The organism is Pseudomonas sp. O39 (assembly GCF_045447295.1).
Classification (GTDB): Bacteria; Pseudomonadota; Gammaproteobacteria; order Pseudomonadales; family Pseudomonadaceae; genus Aquipseudomonas; species Aquipseudomonas antarctica_A.
In genome coordinates, this window is sequence record NZ_JBJGXV010000032.1 from 44,079 (window position 1) to 51,198 (window position 7,120).

The 7,120-nt window shown below is 60.4% G+C and carries 7 protein-coding genes; 5 read left to right on the forward strand and 2 right to left on the reverse strand.

The window, feature by feature from the left end; translation table 11 throughout:
• Positions 1 to 2: 2 nt before the first annotated feature.
• The gene (locus ACI77D_RS27475; protein WP_407017893.1) at positions 3 to 1,130 is read right to left on the reverse strand and encodes an efflux RND transporter periplasmic adaptor subunit; all 1,128 of its coding nucleotides are present in this window, start codon (positions 1,128 to 1,130) and stop codon (positions 3 to 5) included.
• Between the two features lie 241 nt (positions 1,131 to 1,371).
• Between ACI77D_RS27475 and ACI77D_RS27480 the strand changes: the two genes are divergently transcribed.
• Both ACI77D_RS27480 and ACI77D_RS27485 read left to right on the forward strand, forming a co-directional pair.
• Complete coding sequence (locus ACI77D_RS27480; RefSeq protein WP_064451591.1) at positions 1,372 to 1,977, forward strand: TetR/AcrR family transcriptional regulator; 606 nt, start codon at positions 1,372 to 1,374, stop codon at positions 1,975 to 1,977.
• Positions 1,978 to 2,187: 210 nt separating this feature from the next.
• Positions 2,188 to 2,646: an REP-associated tyrosine transposase gene (locus tag ACI77D_RS27485; RefSeq protein WP_262667429.1), complete on the forward strand. Its 459-nt coding sequence runs from the start codon at positions 2,188 to 2,190 to the stop codon at positions 2,644 to 2,646.
• Positions 2,647 to 2,781: 135 nt separating this feature from the next.
• Here ACI77D_RS27485 and ACI77D_RS27490 read toward each other — a convergent pair whose 3' ends face one another.
• Positions 2,782 to 3,222 carry a heme-binding protein gene (locus tag ACI77D_RS27490; protein WP_064451589.1) on the reverse strand — a complete coding sequence of 147 codons (441 nt, stop codon included), beginning with the start codon at positions 3,220 to 3,222 and terminating at the stop codon, positions 2,782 to 2,784.
• 257 nt (positions 3,223 to 3,479) lie between these two features.
• Between ACI77D_RS27490 and gcl the strand changes: the two genes are divergently transcribed.
• The 3 genes from gcl to ACI77D_RS27505 all read left to right on the forward strand — a co-directional run bounded on the left by gcl (position 3,480) and on the right by ACI77D_RS27505 (position 7,114).
• Positions 3,480 to 5,255, forward strand: a complete 1,776-nt coding sequence (gene gcl, locus ACI77D_RS27495) for a glyoxylate carboligase (protein ID WP_053255218.1) — start codon at positions 3,480 to 3,482, stop codon at positions 5,253 to 5,255.
• Positions 5,256 to 5,265: 10 nt separating this feature from the next.
• Positions 5,266 to 6,048: a hydroxypyruvate isomerase gene (hyi, locus tag ACI77D_RS27500; RefSeq protein ID WP_064451588.1), complete on the forward strand. Its 783-nt coding sequence runs from the start codon at positions 5,266 to 5,268 to the stop codon at positions 6,046 to 6,048.
• Positions 6,049 to 6,223: 175 nt separating this feature from the next.
• Positions 6,224 to 7,114, forward strand: a complete 891-nt coding sequence (locus ACI77D_RS27505; RefSeq protein WP_064451587.1) for a 2-hydroxy-3-oxopropionate reductase — start codon at positions 6,224 to 6,226, stop codon at positions 7,112 to 7,114.
• The last annotated feature ends 6 nt before the right edge of the window (positions 7,115 to 7,120 follow it).

Below are 7,120 nucleotides of genomic sequence, written 5' to 3' on the forward strand. Positions count from 1 at the left end.
CCTCACTGGGCGACGACCTTCACCGCCGAGCCATCGTCCAGTTTGTCGGCGCCCTCGGTGATGACCTGCTCCCCGGCTTTGACGCCATTGTCGAGCACCGCCGAAACGTCCCCGGTGGACGGGCCGGTCTTGATCGTGCGCAGGCTGGCCTTGTCGCCGTTGATCACAAACACGAAATCCCCCTTGCTGCCGTGCTGGATAGCGCGGGTGGGCACCACAGCGATCTGGCGCAAGGTGTCGGCCTTGAGCCGCGCGTTGACGAACTGGTTGGGAAACAGCGCCGTACCCGAATCATCGAACTGCGCCTTGACCTTGATCGTGCCGGTGCTGGTGTCCACCTGGTTGTCCAGGGCCAGCAACGTGCCGGTGGCGAGCAGGGATTTTTTGTTGCGGTCGTAAGCCAGCACCGTGACGCTGCCATGGGCCAGCGCCTGGTTGATCGCGCCCAGGTCGTCCTCGGGCACGGCAAACACCACGGTCGCTGGGCTCATCTGGGTGATGACCACGATGCCGGTGGTGCTGGCGGTGGTCACATAGTTGCCGGGGTCGACCAGGCGCAAACCGACCACGCCATCCACCGGCGAGGTGATGGTGCAATAGCTCAATTGCACGTCGAGGTTTTGCACATTGCCTTGGTCGGCGGCGACGGTGCCCTGTTGCTGCTGAACCAGCGAGGCCTGGGTATCGAGGGTTTGCTGGCTGGTTGAGCCGGCCTTGACCAGGTCGCGATAACGCGCCAGGTCGCGCTGGGCGTTGCTCAATACAGCCTGGTCATGAGCCAGGGTACCCTTGGCCACAGCCAGTTGCGCCTTGAGTGCTCGGTCGTCGATACGGGCGATGACCTGGCCTTTGCTGACGTGCTGACCTTCCTTGAACGCCACGCTGCTGAGAATGCCATCGACCTGGGTCACCACCGTGACACTGCGGGTGGGGGTGACGGTGCCGAGGGCGTCGATGTACACCGGCACATCCTGCAAGGCCACCGGCACGACTGCGACCGGCTCGCCGGGGGACGGTGGCTTGCCTTTATGGCCGCCGCCAAAGTAGTGCATACCCAGGCCAATCAACAGCGCGATCAGCAACAACACGCCAACTGCCCAGGCGAACGTACGTCGTCTGCTTTTCTCCACGGTTTCTCACTCGAACGCCGAATACTGGACGGGACGACCGGCAAAATAACCGTGTCGTTGACCTGAACTCTAGCAGTGCGCCCGGGCTATGCCTGTACTGCCGTGAATACGTTCAGCATCAAGACAGACAAAGTCAGCTGCAACGCCCCATGTACAAGGGGTACGGCGAGATTCTTGAGCGCCGCGCAAGGCCGGTGCTACCATGCCCGACCGCCTGTCTTGGCAAGGATATTCCTGGTTTATGAGCACCATTCGCGAGCGCAATAAAGAAATGATCCTGCGGGCGGCGAGCGAGGAGTTTGCCGACAAGGGCTTCGCCGCGACCAAAACCAGTGATATCGCCGCCAAGGCCGGGCTGCCAAAGCCCAACGTCTATTACTACTTCAAGTCCAAGGACAACCTCTACCGCGAGGTGCTCGAAAGTATTATCGAGCCGATCCTGGCCGCGTCCACACCATTCAATCCGCAGGGCGAACCTTCGGTAGTGTTGAGCAACTACATCCGCTCGAAAATCCGCATCTCCCGCGACCTGCCGTTTGCCTCCAAGGTATTCGCCAGCGAAATCATGCACGGCGCCCCGCACCTCACCGCCGACCAGGTCGAACAGCTCAACGCCCAGGCCAAGCACAATATCGATTGCATCCAAAGCTGGGTGGATCGCGGCTTGATCGCCGCCATTGACCCCAATCACTTGATGTTCAGCATCTGGGCGGCGACGCAGACGTATGCGGATTTTGACTGGCAAATTTCAGCAGTGACCGGGAAAGCCAAGCTGGATGACGCCGACTACGAGGCGGCGGCACAGACGATTATTCGGTTGGTGCTGAAGGGGTGTGAGCCGGATTGAGACACCGAGGTGCCAGTGCCATTCGCGAGCAAGCCCGCTCCCACATTTGATCTGCGCCAGACATAATTTGTCGGAACGCCACAAATCCCCTGTGGGAGCGGGCTTGCTCGCGAAAGCGCCCTCCCAGACACATCCTGCCAAAAGCCTGACGATCAGCACCGGCCGCCGAGATCTAGCCTCTCAGAAACCTACCTGAAGAGAGGCCAAGGAATGCCTGATTTAGCTACTTCACATCGCCTGCGCGTCGGGCGGTTCAGCGAACCGAACCGTATCTACCTGATCACTACCAACACCCACGAACGCATACCGATATTCAATGACTTTCATCTGGGTCGCTTGGTGGTCTGGCAATTCAGGCTCGCTCAATACCAAAGGCTGGCAAACTCCCTGGCATGGGTGGTGATGCCAGATCATTTTCACTGGCTGATCGAACTGCAGAAGGGCTCGCTGGGGGACCTAATGTGCCAGGTGAAATCCAAAAGCACCCGAACAGTGAACGGCGTTACTGGACGCAAAGGCAGGCTTTGGCAAACCAGCTTTCATGATCGTGCACTGCGCAAGGAAGACGACTTGGTGAAAATGGCCAGGTATGTGGTGGCCAATCCGCTGCGGGCTGGTTTGGTGAAGCGGATTGGCGACTATCCGTTGTGGGATGCGGTTTGGGTATAGAGCCGAGACCGAGCCGCCGCCTTCGCGAGCAAGCCCGCTCCCACATTTGACCGTGCCCACAAATGTAAATATGTGAACCCTATCAAATGTGGGAGCGGGCTTGCTCGCGAAGAGGCCGTTACAGTCACCGAATAATCAGGCAGACACCCCCGCATCCGCCAACAACCCCACCCCCTCAATTGCCGTAATCGCGCACTGCTCATCAATATCCGACGTGTCCCCGCTGATCCCGATCGCCCCGAGCACCACGCCCTCCTGATCCCGAATCAACACCCCGCCCGGCGCGGGCACTACGCTGCCCTGCCCCAGGCTGTTCAACGCCGCGATAAACGCCGGGCGCTGCTGCGCGTCCAGTGCCAGCAAACGTGAGCCCTTGCCCAGGGCAATCGCGCCCCAGGCCTTGCCAATGGCGATTTGCGGGCGCAGCAGGCTGGCGCCGTCTTCGCGCTGCAGGGTGACCAAGTGTCCGCCGCTGTCGAGCACCGCAATGGTGAGCGGCGCGGCTGAAATGGTGCGGCCTGCGGTGATGGCCTGACCGGCCAGGTTGACTGCGATTTTCAAGGTTAAAGCGCTCATAGCTGCCGTCCTTATCTTGTTATGGGTAAAGCGGTGGAGGTCTGATTGATCAGAAGCTCGATCAAACAAATAGAACACAATGACATTTGTTTTTGTATACAATATTTTCGCACAAAGGCCCCATACGTCGAAAAAAGCCGTTCCGACGAACGCAAAGGTCAGTGAATGAAATGGATTGACCTGCGCCGCTCGCCATGAATACACTTTGAACAGACACCACTTGTATACAATTACAAAACGCAAGAGGCACCAAAACCATGAGCAAAATGAGAGCAATCGAAGCCGCTGTCCTGGTGATGCGCCGTGAAGGGGTCGACACCGCCTTCGGTATCCCGGGCGCCGCGATCAACCCGCTGTATTCGGCCTTGCAGAAGGTCGGTGGCATCGATCACGTCCTTGCTCGCCACGTTGAAGGCGCCTCGCACATGGCCGAGGGCTACACTCGCACCAAGGCTGGCAACATCGGCGTGTGCATCGGCACTTCGGGCCCGGCGGGCACCGACATGGTCACGGGCCTGTACAGCGCCTCGGCCGACTCGATCCCGATTCTCTGCATCACCGGCCAAGCCCCGCGTGCACGCATGCACAAGGAAGACTTCCAGGCGGTCGATATCACCAGCATCGTCAAGCCGGTGACCAAGTGGGCGACGACCGTCCTCGAACCCGGCCAGGTGCCCTACGCGTTCCAGAAAGCCTTCTATGAAATGCGCTCCGGCCGCCCAGGCCCGGTACTGATCGACCTGCCGTTCGACGTGCAGATGGCCGAGATCGAATTCGACATCGACGCCTACCAGCCACTGCCGCTCGCCAAGCCATTGGCCACGCGCATCCAGGTCGAAAAAGCCCTGGCGCTGCTGGACCAGGCTGAACGCCCCTTGCTGGTCAGCGGGGGTGGCGTGATCAACGCCGACGCCAGCGAACTGCTGGTGGAGTTCGCCGAACTGACCGGCATCCCAGTGATCCCGACCCTGATGGGCTGGGGCACGATCCCGGACGACCACCCGCTGATGGTGGGCATGGTCGGCCTGCAGACCTCGCACCGTTATGGCAACGCGACCATGCTCAAGTCGGACGTGGTGCTGGGCATCGGTAACCGCTGGGCCAACCGCCACACCGGTTCGGTGGAGGTGTACACCGAAGGGCGAAAATTCATTCACGTGGACATCGAGCCGACGCAAATCGGCCGCGTGTTCACGCCGGACCTGGGCATCGTCTCCGACGCCGGTTCCGCACTGACGATGTTCATTGAAGTGGCCCGCGAGTGGAAAGCCGCCGGCAAGCTCAAGGACCGCAGTGCCTGGCTGCATGACTGCCAGCAGCGCAAGGCCACCCTGCACCGCAAGACCCACTTCGACAACGTGCCGGTCAAGCCGCAACGGGTGTACGAAGAGATGAACCAGGTGTTCGGCAAAGACACGTGCTACGTCAGCACCATCGGGCTGTCGCAGATTGCCGGCGCGCAATTCCTGCACGTCTACAAGCCGCGCCACTGGATCAACTGCGGCCAGGCCGGCCCGCTCGGCTGGACCATTCCAGCAGCACTCGGCGTGGTCAAGGCTGACCCGAGCCGCAAGGTGGTGGCGTTGTCCGGCGACTATGACTTCCAGTTCATGATCGAAGAACTGGCCGTGGGCGCGCAGTTCAAGCTGCCGTACATCCACGTGGTGGTGAACAACTCCTACCTGGGTTTGATCCGCCAGGCCCAGCGCGGTTTTGAAATGGACTACTGCGTGCAGCTGTCCTTCGACAACCTCAACGCTCCGGAACTCAACGGTTATGGCGTGGACCACGTCGCCGTCGCCGAAGGCCTGGGTTGCAAGGCCCTGCGGGTGTTCGAGCCGGGGCAGATCCAGCCGGCTTTACGCAAGGCCCAGGAAATGATCGAAGAATTCAAGGTTCCGGTGATCGTTGAGATTATTCTGGAACGCGTGACCAATATTTCCATGGGCACCGAGATCAACGCCGTCAACGAATTCGAAGATCTGGCACTGGTTGGCAACGATGCGCCGACCGCCATTTCCCTGCTCGACTAAGGAGAACCCTATGCCGCGTTTTGCCGCCAACCTGTCCATGCTGTTTACCGAACAGGACTTTCTTGCCCGTTTCAAAGCGGCTGCCGATGCTGGCTTTCAAGGTGTCGAGTACCTGTTCCCGTACGAATTCAGCTCCGCCGAGATCAAGGCGCAGCTGGACGCCAACGGCCTGACCCAAGTGCTGTTCAACCTGCCGGCCGGTGACTGGGCCAAGGGCGAACGCGGCCTGGCGTGTCACCCGGACCGCGTCGAAGAGTTCCGTGCCGGGGTCAAGCTCGCCATCGCCTACGCCCAGGTGCTCGGCAACACGCAGATCAACTGCCTGGCGGGCATCCGTCCGCAGGGCGTTGACGACGAAACCCTGGAAAAAACCTTTGTCGCCAACCTCAAGTACGCCGCCGACAAGCTGCAAGCGGTGGGCATCAAGCTGGTGATGGAAGCGATCAATACCCGCGATATTCCGGGCTTCTACCTGAACAACACTGCGCAGGCCCTGTCGATTCGCGAGCAGGTGGGCAGCGCCAACCTGTTCCTGCAATACGACATCTACCACATGCAAATCATGGAAGGTGACTTGGCTCGGACCATGGCTGCGCACCTGGGTGAAATCAACCACATCCAGCTGGCCGACAACCCGGGCCGCAACGAGCCGGGGACCGGTGAGATCAACTACCGCTTCCTGTTCGAGCATTTGGACCGCATCGGTTATTCGGGTTGGGTTGGCTGCGAATACAAGCCGCTGACCACCACCGAAGCAGGCCTTGGCTGGCTCAAAACCCACAACGCCATCTGATTGAACAAACACGGGACCAATGTGGGAGCGGGCTTGCTCGCGAAAGCGGTGTATCAGTGGACATCAATGCTGAATGTCAGACTGCATTCGCGAGCAAGCCCGCTCCCACAGTGGACCGCCCATGTTTAGAAGGCCGTGCCAGGCCCAGACACCTAATAACAAGAGGATTTTGATCATGGCTAAAATCGGATTTATCGGCACCGGCATCATGGGCCAACCCATGGCCGCCAACCTGCAGAAAGCAGGTCACCAACTGTTCCTGTCCGAACACCACGGCAAGGCCCCGCAAGCGCTGATCGACGCCGGCGCCGTGGCCCTGGCCAGCCCGCAGCAAGTGGCGCAGGAAGCCGAATTCATCATCGTGATGGTGCCGGATACCCCACAGGTCGATGACGTGCTGTTCCGCGCCGACGGTGTCGCCGCCGGGTTGTCGCCGAACAAGGTGGTGATCGACATGAGTTCGATCTCCCCCACCGCCACCAAGGCCTTCGCCGCCAAGATCAACCAGACCGGCGCGCACTACCTCGACGCCCCCGTATCCGGTGGTGAAGTCGGCGCCAAGGGCGGCACCTTGAGCATCATGGTCGGTGGCGAACCGCAGACGTTTGAACGCGCCCTGCCGCTGTTCCAGAGCATGGGCAAGAACATCACGCTGGTCGGCGGCAATGGCGATGGCCAGACCGCCAAAGTGGCCAACCAGATCATCGTTGCACTGAACATCCAGGCCGTGGCCGAAGCGCTGCTGTTCGCCTCGAAAAACGGCGCCGACCCGGCCAAGGTGCGGGAAGCGCTGATGGGTGGCTTTGCTTCCTCGAAGATCCTCGAAGTGCACGGCGAGCGGATGATCAAGGGCACTTTCGATCCGGGCTTTCGCATCAACCTGCACCAGAAGGATTTGAACCTGGCGCTGGCCGGTGCCAAGGAGCTGGGAATCAACCTGCCAAACACCGCCGGTACGCAGCAGGTGTTCAGCACCTGCACGGCGATTGGCGGCGGCAATTGGGACCACTCCGCGCTGATCAAGGGCCTGGAGCATATGGCCAACTTTTCGATTCGCGATAAATAAGCCACA

Coding starts and splice junctions, on each gene's coding strand:
- ACI77D_RS27480 (WP_064451591.1), top strand. CDS start 1,372: ATGAGCACCATTCGCGAGCGCAATAAAGAAATGATCCTGCGGGCGGCG.
- ACI77D_RS27485 (WP_262667429.1), top strand. CDS start 2,188: ATGCCTGATTTAGCTACTTCACATCGCCTGCGCGTCGGGCGGTTCAGC.
- ACI77D_RS27490 (WP_064451589.1), bottom strand. CDS start 3,222: ATGAGCGCTTTAACCTTGAAAATCGCAGTCAACCTGGCCGGTCAGGCC.
- gcl (WP_053255218.1), top strand. CDS start 3,480: ATGAGCAAAATGAGAGCAATCGAAGCCGCTGTCCTGGTGATGCGCCGT.
- hyi (WP_064451588.1), top strand. CDS start 5,266: ATGCCGCGTTTTGCCGCCAACCTGTCCATGCTGTTTACCGAACAGGAC.
- ACI77D_RS27505 (WP_064451587.1), top strand. CDS start 6,224: ATGGCTAAAATCGGATTTATCGGCACCGGCATCATGGGCCAACCCATG.